Origin of the sequence: Pseudomonas sp. 43mfcvi1.1, assembly GCF_900115935.1 — a bacterium.
Classification (GTDB): Bacteria; Pseudomonadota; Gammaproteobacteria; order Pseudomonadales; family Pseudomonadaceae; genus Aquipseudomonas; species Aquipseudomonas bijieensis.
Map to the genome: position 1 here is coordinate 245,277 of NZ_UETT01000004.1, position 15,882 is coordinate 261,158.

Genomic DNA, 15,882 nt, shown 5'->3' on the forward strand with positions numbered 1-15,882 from the left:
CCTTGATCGACTCACTTGAGTTTTCAAGACTTTGAAATGGACCAAGCAAGCATGAACAACATCGAAGACATCTACTCCCTTTCGCCGACCCAGCACGGCCTGTTGTTCCACAGCGTCTATGAACCGGATTCGCGGGTCTATTACCAGCAATTGAGCCTGGACATGAACGGCCCGCTGCAACTGAGCGCGTTTCGCGGCGCCTGGCAGGCGTTGATGCAGCGCCATGCGGTGCTGCGCAGTGCTTTTCTCTGGGAAGAACTGGACGATGCCTATCAGGTGGTGCAACAGGAAGTGCCATTGCCCCTGACCGAACTGGACTGGCAGGACCGCGCCGAGCCCCAGGCCGCGCTGGAACAGTTGGCGCTGGAACAACGGGCGCAACCCCTGGAGCTCAATGACTCGCCGCTGATGCGCGTGTGCCTGGTACGCCTGGCCCCCGAGCGCTGGCACCTGATCTGGACCTTCCATCACATTCTCATGGACGGCTGGAGCGTCGGCATCGCCGTCCAGGAGTGGCTGGCGCTGTACTACGAACAAGCCCATGGCCGCCCTGCCAACCTGGCACCGACCCGTCCTTACCGGGACTACATCGCCTGGCTGGCGGAACAGGACATGGCCGCCACCGAAGGCTTCTGGCGCGAGCAGTTGCAGGACGTGAGTGAGCCGACCCCACTGCCCACCTTCGCCGTACGCCAGCCAGCCCCGGCAGGGGCACCGTTCGCCGAACGGGAAAGCCTGCTGACGGCCAGCGAAACCGAGCAACTGGCGCACTTCGCCCGCCAGCATGACCTGACCCTCAACACGCTGATCCAGGGCGCCTGGGCATTGCTGCTGGGCCAACATGCCGGGCGTGACGACGTGGTCTATGGCGTCACCGTCGCCGGCCGTCCGGAGAACCTGGCGGCGGTGGACAGCACCGTCGGCCTGTTCATCAACACCTTGCCGCTGCGCGTGCAATGGGCTGACGAACCGACGCTGGTGGACTGGCTGCAACGCTTGCAGCAAGCCAACAGCGATGTGCGCCACCACGCCTACCTGCCGCTGGGCAAGCTCAAGTCAATGACCCGCATCGCCGCGGAACAGGCGCTGTTCGACTCGATCCTGGTGTTCGAGAACTTCCCGGTCACCGATGCGCTCAACCAGGACACCGGTGGCTTGAGCTTCAGTGCCCCGAGCAACGACCAGCAGGTCGACGGCATTACCCACACCCAAGGCCGCAACCACTTCCCGCTGTCGCTGATCGTGGTGCCGGACAAACAACTGCACTACCTGATCAGCTACGACCGCAGTCGCTTCAGCGATGCCGAGGTCGCGGTGCTGTCGGCACAATTGCGCGCCATCCTGTTGGCCATGACGGCACAAGCGCAGTGCCGGGTCAGCGAGCTGGAGTGGCTGAGCCCTGAAGAACGCCAACAACTGCTCGTGCAGGGTCGCGGCGTGCAACTGCCGGTGCCCGCTGCCTGCCTGCACCAACGCTTCGAACAACAGGTGGCCGCGCACCCGGAACAATTGGCAGTCCAGGACCGCCAGGTCGCCCTGACCTACCGGGAACTGGACCAGCAGGCCAACCGCCTCAGCCAGTATTTGCGTACCCAAGGCATCGGCCACGACAGCGTCGTGGCCCTGGCCCTGGAACGCAGCGCCGAGTTCGTGGTTGCCCTGCTGGCCACCCTCAAGGCCGGCGCCGCCTATCTGCCGCTGGACCTCAAGCAACCCGCCGGACGCCTGGCCGACGTGCTGGTGGACAGCCGCGCCGCACTGCTGATCGGCGCCGCCGCCTCGCCCCTGCTCAAAGGCCTGGCCGAGCACACGCCGACGCTGTGGCTGGCGGAACAGGCCGACGCCATCGCCTCCCAGCCAGACACGCCACCGGCCGTGGCCCACAGCCCGACTGACGCCGCCTATGTGATCTACACCTCGGGCTCCACCGGCACTCCCAAGGGTGTAGTGGTCGAGCACCAGTCCATCGTCGATTACCTGACGGCGGTGCACGCGGTGCTCAACCCACCGCTGGCGGCCCGCTACGGCTTGCTGTCCAGCATCGCCGCCGACCTGGGCCACACCCAACTGTTCGGTGCCCTGTGCAGCGGCGCCAGCCTGTTGCTGGTGGATGAAGACAGCGGTTTCAGCCCCCTGGCACTGGCCGAACTCTTCGACCAACACCCAGTGGATGTGCTGAAGATCACCCCAAGCCACCTGGCCGGCCTGTTGCAGGCGCTGCCCGATGCCCGCCTGCTGCCTCGCGCCCTGCTGGTCTTCGGTGGCGACGCCCTCAGCCCGGCGCTGTTGGAGCAGATCAACCGCCTGGCCCCCGGGCTGCGAGTGTTCAACCACTATGGGCCGAGCGAAGCGACGGTCGGGGCGATTGCCACCGAGCTGCCCGCCGGCCTGCGCAGCATTGCCCTCGGCCGCCCGCTGCCCAACCGCCAACTGCAAGTGGTGGATGCCAAGGGTCGCCTGGTGCCCACCGGTGTATCCGGTGAGCTGCTGATCAATGGCGCCCTGGCCCGAGGCTACCTGCACCGCCCGGACCTGACCGCCGAACGCTTCCACCTCGACGCCGATCAGCAACGCTGGTACCGCACCGGCGACCGCGTGCGCTGGCAAGTGGACGGTCAATTGGCATTCCTCGGCCGGGTCGACAGCCAGGTCAAGATCCGTGGCAACCGCCTGGAGCTGGGCGAAGTCGAGGCGCAGCTCAAGCGCCTGTCGCCACTGATCGAACAGGCGCTGGTCCGTGCCGTGGAACTGGACGGCAGCCTGCGCCTGGTGGCCTACCTGGTCGCCAGCCAATCGCTGTCCGCCACGAAACTGCGTAACGACCTCGCTGCGCGAGTGCCGGACTACATGGTGCCGGCGCACTTCATCACCCTCGACGAACTGCCCCTGACCCGCAACGGCAAGGTCGATGTACAGCGCTTGCCGCTGCCGCAAAAACCCACGGACGACAGCGCCACCCACGTGGCCCCGCGCAATGAGGTCGAAGCGCAGTTGGCCGCTATCTGGCAGGAGGTCCTGAAGCTTGAACGTGTCGGCGTGCATGACAACTTCTTCGCCCTGGGCGGCGACTCGATCATCAACTTGCAGATCATCGCCCGCGCCAACCAGCAGGGGCTGAAACTCACCCCGCGTCAGCTCTTCGAGAACCGCACCATTGCCGACATCGCCCGGGTGCTGGGCGCCGATGCCAACCAAGGCGTCGCGCAAGCCATTGCCGATGGCTATGACCTGCCGCTGGCCGCCGGGCAACTGGCGCGCCTGCAACAAGGACCGCTGCACGCGACTTGGCGTTGCGTGGCGCTGACCCAGGCCATCGACAGCGAACTGCTGACCCAGGCTATCGTCGCCTTGCAGCAACACCATCAGGCCCTGCGCCTGGCGCTCAAGGCCCTGCCGGAGGGCGAGTGGCAGCAACGGGTACTGGTCGCGGCCAAGGCCCCGGTCATCACCATCGAAAAACTTGCAACCTGGGCCCCGGCGCAACTGCAAGCCCTGGCCCAGGCCGGTGTCGATGGACTGGACTTGGATGCAGGCCAAACCCTGCACGCCAGCCTGCTGGAAGTGGACGGCAAGTATTCCCTGCTGCTGGCCGCTCATCCGCTGTGCCTGGACGAAGCGTCCTGGTCGCTGCTGCTGACGGACCTCAACCTGGCCCTGGCGCAGTTGCGCTATCAACGCCCGGTGCGCCTGTCCTACACCGGTGGCGATTTCACCCAATGGACGCGGCACCAGCAGGCCCATGCCCAGGGCGACGCCCTGGATGACGCCTGGGAGCACTGGCTGCAATACGCTGGCCTGGAACCGCTGCAACTGCCTGCCGGCCAACAGCCGGCCAGCATGATCGAGCAGGCCCTGCCGGCCACCACCTCGGGCGAGCTCAAGCGCCTGGGCGAGGTGCTGCAACTGGACTGGCACAGCCTGTTGGCCGCGGCCGTGGCCGAACAATGCCGTGAGCTGTGCGGCGATGGCCTGGTCGCGCTGAGCGTGCACGGCGCCCGTCCGAACGCCGAACGCTTGCCGGTCACTGCGCCGATTGCCGTCGCCGACCTCGACCCGGCGCGCATCGTGGGGCCTCTGGAATTGGCGGTGCCGTACTTCCTCCAGCCCGCAGGCGACAGCCTGCTGCAACGCTTGCAGGCACTGGCCACGCAGATGCGCGCCTATCCGCAGCACGGCGTCGACTACGGTGCCCTGCGCTACCTGTCGGACAATACCTACCTGCAAGAACCGCTGCGCGAGCTGCCGGCGGCAGCGGTCGCCATTCGTTGGCTGGGCAACCTCGACAGCCACCGCGAAGAACGCGGCATCCTGGCCCAGGTCGAGGCCGCAAGCCCATCGCCGACGTCGACTTGCCCGCTGACCCTGGACGCCTGGTGGCAGGACGATTGCCTGTACCTGCGCAGCCAGGGCGCCCTCGCCGCCGACTGGGCACCGCGCCTGGCCCAACGCCTGAACGACCTCGCCGGGCTCGCTAGCGCAACCGACCTGCGGCCTGCCAGCCAAGCGTTCCCGCTGTGCCACAAGCAAGCGGCGACCCTGGCGGCCGAACCGCTGGACTGGTTGAACATCGAAGACGTTTACCCGTTGTCGTCGATGCAACAGGGCATGCTCCTGCACACCCTGTTGCAACCCCACAGCGGCATCTACCTGATGCAACAGCGCTACAGCTGGGACGGGGTATTGCAACGCCCGGCGATGGAAGCCGCATGGCAGCTGTTCCTCCAGCGCCATCCAATGATGCGCACCGCGTTCTGGTGGCAGGACGACCACGAGCCGCTGCAATGCGTGTATCGCCAGACTCACCAAGCGTTCGACTGGCAGGACCTGCGCCATCTCGACGAGGAGCAGCAGCGCCTGGCGATGGACCAGGCCCTCGAAGCACAGCGCCTGCAAGGTTTCGACATGGCCTGCGCGCCATTGACCCACCTGCGGGTGTTCCAACTCGATGAGCGACGCTTCGCCGTGGTGCGCAGCTTCCATCACATCCTGACTGACGCCTGGTGCTTCGGCCTGCTGATGGAAGATCTGCTGGCGATCTACCAGGCCATCGTCCGCCAGGAGCCGGTGGCCCGTCCGCGCCTGCGCTCGTTCCGCGGCTACATGAGCTGGCTGGAACGCCATGACATGGCCGCCGCACACGCGTTCTGGCAGGCCGAGATGGCCGGTTTCAGCGAGCCGACGCCGTTGCATGTGGACAGCCCCGTGGCCCGTCCGGAGCAGGCACCGGAACAGGTGGGTGACTTCGACCAGACCCTGAGCATCGCCCAGACCCAGCGTCTGCAGCAGCTCTGCCAGCAATACCAACTGACCCCCAACACGTGGATCCAGGGTGCCTGGGCGCTGTTGCTGTCGCGCTACAGCGGCAATCGCGATGTGCTGTTCGGCGTGACCGTCGCCGGCCGCCCGACGGACCTCGCCGGTGTAGAGGAAATGGTCGGCCTGTTCATCAACAGCTTGCCCCTGCGCATCGATGTCGACCCCGAAGCGCCAGTGGCCGATTGGCTGCAGGCGCTGCTGTCCCACAACGCACAGCTGCGCGAACACGAAAGTGCCTCGCTGGTGGACATCCAGCGTTGCAGCCAGGTGCCGCGCGGCCAGCAGCTGTTCGACAGCCTGGTGGTGTTCGAGAACGCGCCGCTGGACATCAGCAGCGTGCAACTGGATGCCTTCAGCATCGACATCTACGAAGACCGGGTGCACACCAACTTCCCGATGACGGTGGTGTTGTACCCCGGCGACCGCCTGGGCATTCGCCTGTCCTACGACAGCCAGCGCTTCAGCACTGATACCGTGCAGCGCATGCTCGGGCATTTGGTGCAGCTGCTTTCGGGCATGCTGGAAACGCCCCAGGCGCCCCTGGGCAGCCTGCACATGCTGCCCGAGGCGGAACGTCGGCAGTTGCAGATCGACTGCAACCGCAGCGCCGTCGATTTCCCGCTGGAACGCGGTTATGCGGCGCTGTTCGCCGAGCAAGTGCGCAGCCGCCCGCAACACCTGGCCGCCGTATGCCAGGGACAATCGCTGACTTACGCCGAACTGGACCGCCGCGCCAACGCCATCGCCCACACGTTGCAAGCCGCCGGTGCCGGCCCGGAAACCCTGGTGGCGCTGTTCGCCGAGCGGGGCCTGGCCTTGCTGACGATGATGATCGCCACGCTCAAGGTCGGCGCCGCGTTCCAGGCCCTGGACATCCAACAGCCCCACGCACGCCTGGCGGAGCTGCTGGACCTCGGTGAAGCGCCGCTGTTGCTGGTGTGCGAGCACGCGACGTCGACGCTGGACAACGTCCTGCCGCAGCTGCACAAGCAACCCACCTGCCTGATCGCCCAGGCGCTCTGGCAAGGCCGTGAACAGCCGCCAGTCAGCTACGTCCACAACCCTGATCAACTGGCCTATGTGATCTTCACCTCGGGTTCCACCGGCACGCCAAAAGGCGTCATGGTCGAACAGCGAGGGATGCTCAACAACATGTTCGGCAAGGTCCCGAGCCTGGGCCTGGGTGAGCACGACCGCATTGCCCAGACGGCTTCGCCGGCGTTCGATATCAGCGTCTGGCAGTTCCTCGCCGCGCCGCTGTTCGGCGCCACCGTGCACATTCTTCCCGATGCCCAGGCCCACGACCCGGTGGCCCTGCTCGATGCGGTCGAGGAGCAGCGGCTGACGCTGCTGGAAACCGTGCCGGCACTGATTCGCGGCATGCTCCAGGAAAGCCAGCCCCATCACACCCTGGCGAGCCTGCGCTGGCTGCTGCCCACCGGGGAGGCGTTGCCGCCGGCCCTGGCCCGGGACTGGTTCGCCCGCTTCCCGGCCATCGCGTTGATGAACGCCTACGGTCCGGCCGAATGCTCGGACGACGTTGCCTTCTACCCCATCACCGAAGCCCCGGGCGACGACTGCCTGCACATGCCCATCGGCAAGCCGACCGCCAATAACCAGGTGTTCGTCCTCGACTCAGAACTGCGCCTGGTTCCCATCGGCGTACCCGGTGAGCTGTGCATCGGCGGTGTCGGCGTCGGTCGCGGTTACCTGCGCGACCCGCAACGCACCCGCGAAGCCTTCGTCCCGCATCCGTTCCAGGCCGATGCGCGCCTGTATCGCAGCGGTGATATCGGCCGCATGCGTGCCGATGGCGTGATCGAATACCTCGGCCGTCGCGACCAGCAAGTGAAGATCCGCGGTCACCGCATCGAGCTGGGCGAAATCGAAAACCGCCTGATGCAACACCCGGCGGTGGACAGCGCGGCGGTACTGGCGCTGCCCGACGCCCGCGGTGCCTTGCAACTGGTGGCCTGGTATGTGCTCGACGAAGCGGCCGACCTGGGCAACGAGTCTGCCCAACAGGTCTTGAGCGCTTACCTGGGCCAGCAACTGGCAAGCTACATGGTCCCGGCCCGCTGGCTGGCCCTGGCGCAATTGCCACTGAACGCCAATGGCAAGGTCGACCGTCGCGCCCTCGCCGCCCTGGGTTTACCCCAGGACGAGACGGCACAGGCGCAAGGCATGGCACCGCGCACGCCAACCGAGAAAGTGCTCGCCGAACTCTGGCAGGAAATCCTTGGCCTGGACGAGGTCGGTGTGCACGACGACTTCTTCGCCATCGGCGGTCATTCGCTGCTGGCCACCCAGGTGTTGTCGCGGATCCGTCGACGGTTGAACGTGAACCTGCCGCTGCGCACGCTGTTCGAGCGTGGCACCCTCGAACAACTGGCCGAAGCGGTGGATCAGCAGCGCGATGCCCAGACCGAGGCCGACGGCGACACCGAGATGGCCCTGGCGCCGCGCGACCAACCGTTGCCGCTGTCCTACAGCCAACAACGGTTGTGGTTCCTGGATCGCTTCGAAGGCCCGAGCGCCGCCTACAACATGACCACCACCGTCAGGCTGCGCGGCGCGCTGGACATCGCGGCGCTGCAAGGGGCCTTGCAGGCGGTCTTCGAACGCCATGAATCCTTGCGCACCGCGTTCCACCTCCACGGCGACCAACCGTGCCAGGTCATCAGCCCGGCACCGCTGGTTGACTTGACGCCGACCGAGCTGAGCCACCTCGACAGCGCGGAACAGGGACAAACCTTGCAACGCTTGATCAATGAACAAGCCGCACGCCCGTTCGATCTGCAACAGGCGCCGATGTTGCGCGCCAACCTGCTGCGCCTGGGCAGCGATGATCATGTGCTGCAACTGGTGCTGCATCACATCGCCACCGACGCCTGGTCCATGGGCATCCTGATGCAAGAGCTGATCGTCGGGTACCAGGCCCGCACCAGCGGCTCGACACCGGTGCTGCCGACGTTGCCGATCCAGTTCGCCGACTACGCCTACTGGCAACGCAGCGAAGCGCAACAGCGCCTGCTGGCACGGGCCATCGACTACTGGCGCCGCCAGCTCGACGGCGCGCCCACCTTGATCCCGCTGCCGCTTGATCTGCCACGCCCGGCGCGCCCCGACTACCAGGGCGCGGCCCTTGAACAACGCTTCACCGCGGCCCAGACGCAAGTGCTCAAGGCCTATGCGCAAGAGCAACGGGCGACGCTGTTCATGGTACTGCTCAATGCCTTCAACAGCCTGTTGCAGCGGGCCACCGGGGCCAACGACTTTATCGTCGGAACCGACCTGGCCAACCGCGAACACCCAGCCCTGGAACACCTCATCGGGTTCTTCGTCAACGTGCTGCCGATCCGTGCTCGCCTGAGCGAGGGCGAAACCTTCGATGCCCGTCTGCAACGCTTGCGCGAGGATTGCCTGTCGGCATTCCAGCATCAGCAAGTACCGTTCGACAAACTGGTGGAGGAATTGCAGCCGCCGCGTACACCGGGGGTCAACCCGCTGGTGCAGGTGCTGTTCGTCATGCAGAACACGCCCAGCGGCAATGCCAGCCTTCCGGACCTTGAGGTGGAACATCTGGTATCGCGTCAGGAAAGCAGCAAGTTCGACCTCGCCGTGTTCGTCGAAGAAGACGAAGAACAAGGCTTGAACGTGCGCTGGGTGTATCGCACCAGCGTGTTGCAGGAACAGACTATTCAGCGTCTCGAGCAAGGCTTCGAGCACCTGCTGGAGCAGATCGTCGCGGCCCCGGCGCAGGCGCTGGACCAGTGGTCGTGGCGCCTGGAGGGCGGCAACGCCAGTGCGCCATCCCAGCCTGATTCAGCGCTGGACGAGGCTACGGCTCGCAGCGCACGCAAGCAGTCGAAACTGAGCAAGCTCAAGCAGACCCGTGCAACCGCCGTGAGCCAGGTGGCCCACGAGCAGGTCCGGACCCGCACCCTCGATGCCGGGCAAGCCTTGCCGTTGGTGATCGAGCCGATGCTCGGCGACCTGGACCCTGTGCACTGGGCGCTGCAAGCCCGGGAATGGATCAACGCACAGCTGCTGACCCACGGCGGCCTGCTGTTCCGAGGTTTCAACCTGCCGGATGCCGCCGCCTTCGAGCAGTTCGCCCAGGCCATCGAGCCCGACCTCTACGGGACCTACGGCGACCTGCCGAAAAACACTTCCGGCAAGAACATCTACCACTCCACGCCGTACCCGGAACAGCACATGATTCTCTTCCACAACGAGAGCTCCCATCTGCCGCAGTGGCCGCGCAAGCAATGGTTCTATTGCGAAACGCCGGCACCCCGTGGCGGCTGCACGCCCATCGTCGATTGCCGGCAAGTGTTGGCACGTTTGCCGGAAGACATCGTCGCCCGTCTCAAGACCCAAGGGCTGCTCTACGTGCGGCACTTCACCGACAAGCTGGATGTGCGCTGGCAGGACTTCTTCAAGACCGAACAGCGCGAGGAAGTCGAACGCCAATGCCTGGCGTCGGGTATGCGTTGGGAATGGCTGGGGGCCGACAACCTGCGGATCGCCCAGCACTGCCCGGCCATCGTCGCGCATCCCGAGACTGGGGAACTGTCGTTCTTCAACCAGGTGCAACTGCACCACACTGCCTGCCTGGAACCGGAGGTGCGCAGCAACCTGATCAGCCTGTTCGGCCCCGGACACCTGCCACGCAACGTCTACTACGGCGACGGCAGCGTGATCGAGGACGCGGTGATGCAGGTGATCGGCGAGGCCTATGAGGGCTGCGCGGTACGTTTCAGTTGGCAAAAGGGTGACATGGTGATGCTGGACAATATGCTGGTGGCTCACGCCCGGGACCCCTTCGAGGGCGAGCGCAAGATCTGTGTCGCCATGGGCCAGATGATGCGCCGTGAGCAATTGACCGGGCTGCTGCCTGAAGTACAGCCGTCGCCGGTTGTGGAGGTGCAGGCATGAGCGCTTTTGAAAAACGTGAAGAAGCCTTCGCCCTCTCACCGCAACAACGCAGCCAGTGGTTGGCGGGGTTGCCAGCGGTGCGCCTGGAACTGGAAATCAAAGGCCCGTTGGCCCTGGAACGCCTGCAGCAGCGACTCGTAGCCCTGAGCGCATGCCACGAGGCCCTGCGCCTGCGGGTGCGGCCCGAGCCGGGCTTGCTGATGCCGTTGCAGGTGGTTGAATCCACCGTCACGGCAGCGGACGCCATCGGCGTCGAGGTGCAATCGATCAGCGATGATCGGCACCGGGTGACGCTGCAACTGCCGGCACTGAGCGCGGATCGCGGGACCTTGCTGCGCTTGGCACAGGCATTGGCCTCGACGGATGCGCCATCGCTGGATGACGAGGCCATGACCTATACCCAGTACAGCGCCTGGCTCTACGAATTGCAGGCCGATGAAGACGCCGAGCCTGGCCGGCGCTTCTGGGCCAGCCAGGCCCTCGATGAGCCGGCTGCCAGCGAACTGCTCTACCGCCAGGTACGCAGCGACCGACCCGACGCCCCGGTGACCACGCGCCTGAGCGCCAATCCGCAGTTGAGCACAGCCCTGGACAGCTTTTGCCAGCGTCACGACGCAACGCCCGAGCAGGTGCTGATGGCGGCCTGGGGCGTGCTGTTGCAGCGCCTGAGCAGCGGCGACAGCCCGGCCCTGACCTTGAACTGGGTCCACGATTGCCGCGACGACTACGAAGAGCTCGCCGACTGCTGGGGATTGTTCGCCAAGCCCCTGCCCCTGCGCTGGCAACCGGCGGCGGACAGCGCGTTTGCTCAGGCCCTGGCAAACCTGCAGGTACTCTGTGAGCAAGCCACGGAATGGCAGGAATACTGCGCTGTCAGCACGACACCGCCAGCCGACGCCGCGCAGTACGGTTTCCAGTGGGCCGGGCATCTGCCCGATCGGCTCGACACCTTGGGCAGCCTGGCATCGACACTCACGGTGCTGGACGCCCAAGCCATCCCGGCGGGCATGGAGCTGCTGCTGGTAGCCGAAACTATCGCTGGCGACTATCGCCTGAACCTTTGCCACCTGCCGGGCCGCTACAGCGAGCAAGCCGCCTGGGTCCTGCTGGAGCAGTTCCAGTCGCTGCTGCTCGATGCCCTCGCCAACCCCGGCAAGCCCCTGGCCGAGCTGTCAGTGCAGGCGCCGAGCTTCACCGCGACGCTCGCCGCCCTGCAGGCGCCACTCGACGCTGCGACGCTGGCGTTTGCCAGTGTGCCGGCGAGCTTCGATGCGTGTGCCGCGCAGTTCCCCGAGCACCTGGCCCTGCGCGACCACAACGGGCAACTGAGTTACGCCCAGTTACAGGCGCGCAGCAACCAACTGGCGCATTACCTGCGCGCCCAGGGTGTGGGTCGTGAAGATCGCGTGGCGTTGTACCTGGATCGCTCGGCACAGATGGTCCTGGCCATGCTCGCCGTGCTCAAGAGCGGCGCGGCGTTCGTCCCCCTGGACGTGCATCAGCCGGCGCAACGCACCCTGGCCATCCTGCAACAGGCACAGCCCGCCTTCGTCCTCAGCGGTTCGGCCGGCAGTGCCCCGGCGTTGCCCGACATCGGCAGCCTCGACCTGCGGGATGAAGCGACCTGGCAGCAAGCACCTGCCACGGCAATCGACGTCGAGATCCAAGCCCAGGACGCGGCCTACGTGCTGTTCACCTCCGGCAGCACCGGCACGCCCAAAGGCGTCATCGTCGAGCATCGCCAGCTCGCCAGTTATGTCACCAGCGTGTCCCGGCGCCTGGCGCTGGCCGCCGGCGAACGCAGTGCGGTGGTCACTTCGCTGGCGGCCGACCTGGGTTACACGTTGCTGTTCCCGGCACTGCTCAGCGGCGGCGAATTGCACCTGCTGAACAAGGAAACGGCCATGGACGCCCAGGCCTGGACAGCCTGGCAGGCGAAGTACCCGATCGATCACTTGAAAATCGTGCCGTCGTTGCTCGACGCCTGGTTGATTCATGCCCAAAGCGCTGCGGTGCTGCCGCGCAAGCAATTGATCCTCGGCGGCGAAAGCTGCTCGCGGCGCCTGCTGCAAAGCATTCGCAGCCTCGCGCCGGCCCTGGCGGTCTTCAACCATTACGGCCCGACCGAAACCACCGTTGGCGTGGTGATGCACAAAGCCGAGCCGGCCACGGATTATCGCCGCCTGCCCCTCAGCGACCGCCTCGACGGCATGCGTCTGTACCTGCTCGACGAGCAGCAAGCGCTGGCCGCCCCCGGGCAAAGCGCCGAGCTGTATATCGCCGGTCCACAACTGGCTCGCGGTTACCTGGACGCGCAACAAAACGCCGGGCGTTTCATCGAGCTGGCGCAACTGCCTGGCGAACGCCTCTATCGCACTGGCGACATGGCCCGCTATCGCCATGACGGCAGCCTGGAAATCACTGGGCGCGCCGACCGCCAGGTGAAAATCCGTGGGTTCCGCGTAGAGCTCGATGAGATCCAGGCACAACTGACCGCTCTTCCCGGTGTGGCCCAGGCCGCCGTGGAATGCATTCCCCGTGGCGAACTCGGCCAGCAACTGTTCGCCTTCATGACCCTGGCGCCCGGGCATTCGACCACGGTCGCCAGGCTGCATGGCCAGGCCCAGGATTGCTTGCCGGACTACATGCTGCCCACCCTGCGGATCGTCGAAGCCTTGCCGCTGATGGGCAACGGCAAACTCGACCGCAAGACCTTGCAGCAATGGGCCGACAAAGTCCTCGACACGGTTGGCAGTGCCTTGCCGCGCACGCCGCTGGAAGCGCTGCTCGCCGAGGTCTGGGCACAGGTGTTGGGCCTGGAGCGGGTGGGCATCGACGATGATTTCTTCGAGCTGGGCGGCCATTCCCTGGCGGCGGTGACGCTTGCCAGTCGCTTGCAAACCGCGCTGTCGGCCCCGGTAACGGTCAATGCCGTGTTCAACGCCCCGAGCGTCTCGGCGTTTGCGGCGCTGGTGCAGGCCGAGCTGAAGCTCTCGCCGCTGGTGCGGTTGTCGGCGCCCAACACTGTCGAAGCCGCCAACCTGTTCTGCTTCCACCCCTCCACCGGCCACGTGCAGGACTACCGCACGCTGCTGGCGCCGCTTTCGGATTGGCACCTGTGGGGCTTGCAGGCCGCCTACCTGACCGACGACAGCACAACGCTGGGCGGTGATATCGAGAGCCTCGGTGCGCTTTATGTCGAGCACCTGCGCCAGCAGCAACCGCAAGGGCCTTATCACCTGCTGGGCTTCTCTCTCGGCGGCCTGCTCGCGATTGCCGCGGCCGCGCGCCTGGAAAGCCAGGGCGAGGAAGTGGCGTTCCTCGGTATCATCGACTCGCAGTACCAGCATCAAGCGCCGCAAGACAGTGTCGAAGCGCTGCTGGAATCGGCCTCCCAAGCACTGACGCCGGACAGCCAGGCCGTGTTGCGTCAGTTGCCGGCGCCGATCATGGCCGCATTGCTGGAGCGACTGGACGCCCTGCCCCCAGCGGCACGCCTGCCGGAACTGGTCCAGTGGGCCCGGCAACAAGGCCTGCAACTCGATGGCGACAGTTGGGAGCATTTGCAAACGCGGCTGCGCTACCAGCAGCATACGCAGCATCTGCTGGCGACCTTCAAGCCTGCCCGGCTAAGCTGCCCGGTGCATGTCTGGTGGGCCAGCGACACCCTGGCCCAGGCCGACTTCGCCGACCCGCATTGGGAAGGCCTGAGCAGTGGGCCATTGACCCGCGAGGTCATCTCGGCGCAACACCTCACCATCCTTGAGCAACGCGCCTTGCATGAACAATTGGCGGCGCGCCTCACGGCCATTGCTACACACGGAGCGGTTTGAAATGGATCTGTTGTTACTCATGGCTAAACGCTCATGGCGGGCACTGCTGGTGGCGACCCTGACGGGGCTGACCTGCGGCCTCGCGGCGGCCGGCCTGATCGCCAACATCAACCACAGCCTGGAGGTGTTCGATAAGCTGCGCCCGGTGGATGGCCTGCTCTTCGCCGGCCTGGTGGTGTTGGTCGCGGTGTCGCGGATCATCTCCGACATCAGCCTGCTGCGCCTGGGCCAGGCCGCGGTCAACGACATGCGCCTGCACCTGAGCGCCAAGCTGATCGATACGTCCTACGCGCAATTGCAGCGCCTGGGCAAGCATCGCCTGCTGGCGATGCTCACCGACGATACGCAAACCATCAGCCAGGCGGTGGAATTGGTGCCGATCCTGCTGGTCAATGTCGGGATCATCGCCGCGTGCCTCGGCTACCTGGGCTGGCTCAGCCTGCCACTGCTGGGCCTGACGCTGCTGCTGATCGCCCTGGGCAGTCTGAGTTTCCACTGGCCGCAACGCCGAGCACTGACCTCGATCTCCCGTGCCCGCGAGCTCAAGGACCAGTTGTTCAATCAATACCGCCTGCTCACAGATGGCAGCAAGGAACTGCAACTCAACCATCCACGCCGGCAACATTTCTTCACCCGCCTGCTGATACCGGTGAGCCAGCAATACCGTCGCGACTTCGTACGCGGCATGAGCATCTACGCCCTCGTGCTGAACTGGGGTAACGCGGTGTTCTACCTGCTGATCGGCGTGGTGCTGTTCGCCGCACCGCATTTCATCGACCTGAGCGCGAGCCTGGTCACCGGCTATATCCTGGCGATTCTTTACATGATCACGCCGCTGTCGGAACTGATGCACGCCTTGCCGACCCTCGGCCGGGCCAGCGTGGCCCTGAACAAGATCCGCGCCCTGGAAGGCCAGATGCAGACCGCTGACGAGAGCATCGACACGATCTCGCCGACCCAGGTTCGCAGCCTGGTGTGCCGCCAGGTCACCCACACCTATTACCGCGAGCGCGAGGACGGGCATTTCACCCTGGGGCCCATCGACCTGACCCTCAATGCCGGCGAAGTGGTGTTCATCACCGGTGGCAATGGCAGCGGCAAGACCACCCTGGCCTTGCTGCTGACCGGGCTGTACCGGCCGGAAAGCGGCGACATCATGCTCGACGAGCAAGTGTCCTCGAGCAACGACAACCACCATTACCGGCAGCACTTCTCGGCGATCTTCACCGACTTCTGCCTGTTCGAGAACCTGTTCGATGGCGATGACCCGCACCTGGTGAAACAGGCCCAGGACTATCTGGTGCACTTGCAGTTGGACCACAAGGTAAAAATCGAGGAAGGCAAACTGACGACGCTGGCGTTGTCCACCGGGCAACGCAAGCGCCTGGCGCTGCTCAGTGCGTACCTGGATGATCGCCCCTGCTATCTGTTCGACGAATGGGCCGCCGACCAGGACCCGGTGTTCAAGCACTTTTTCTACACCCGGATCCTGCCGGACCTGCGCGAGCGCGGCAGATTACTGATCGTGATTTCCCACGACGACGCCTACTTCGGCCTGGCCGACCGGCTGATCCGCATCGAACATGGCAAGCTCAGCGAAGTCGCTCCGCAGGCTGATGCGCCGCGCCTGGCTGAAATGCTGTCCACCTGAGAATGCGCCCACAATTCCAGGGCAACCCCCAGCCCAAATGTGGGGGCGAGCTTGCTCGCAATGGCGTCGGCATATTCAGCATTGATGCCAGCTGACCCGCCGCTATCGCGAGCAGGCTCGCTCCCACAGGGACTTGCTGTG

Annotated in this window: 3 protein-coding genes; all 3 read left to right on the top strand. The window is 65.5% G+C overall.

The genetic code is table 11. The annotated features are described in order from the left end of the window. Positions 1–51 precede the first annotated feature (51 nt). Genes DTP52_RS09785 through DTP52_RS09795 form a run of 3 tightly spaced genes read left to right on the top strand, consistent with a single transcriptional unit; the run spans position 52 to position 15,741 of the window. Positions 52–10,257, top strand: coding sequence for a non-ribosomal peptide synthetase (locus DTP52_RS09785; RefSeq protein WP_109753383.1), 10,206 nt, complete (start codon positions 52–54; stop codon positions 10,255–10,257). Then, complete coding sequence (locus DTP52_RS09790; protein WP_109753168.1) at positions 10,254–14,090, top strand: non-ribosomal peptide synthetase; 3,837 nt, start codon at positions 10,254–10,256, stop codon at positions 14,088–14,090. The genes DTP52_RS09785 and DTP52_RS09790 overlap by 4 nt, the downstream gene beginning before the upstream one ends. A gap of 1 nt (position 14,091) precedes the next feature. Continuing rightward, positions 14,092–15,741 (top strand): cyclic peptide export ABC transporter, encoded by a 1,650-nt coding sequence (locus DTP52_RS09795; RefSeq protein ID WP_109753169.1) that lies wholly within the window; start codon positions 14,092–14,094, stop codon positions 15,739–15,741. Positions 15,742–15,882: the final 141 nt, after the last annotated feature.

Bases quoted from the DNA above. Each gene is read 5' to 3' on its own strand.
- DTP52_RS09785 (WP_109753383.1), top strand. From the start codon at position 52: ATGAACAACATCGAAGACATCTACTCCCTTTCGCCGACCCAGCACGGC.
- DTP52_RS09790 (WP_109753168.1), top strand. From the start codon at position 10,254: ATGAGCGCTTTTGAAAAACGTGAAGAAGCCTTCGCCCTCTCACCGCAA.
- DTP52_RS09795 (WP_109753169.1), top strand. From the start codon at position 14,092: ATGGATCTGTTGTTACTCATGGCTAAACGCTCATGGCGGGCACTGCTG.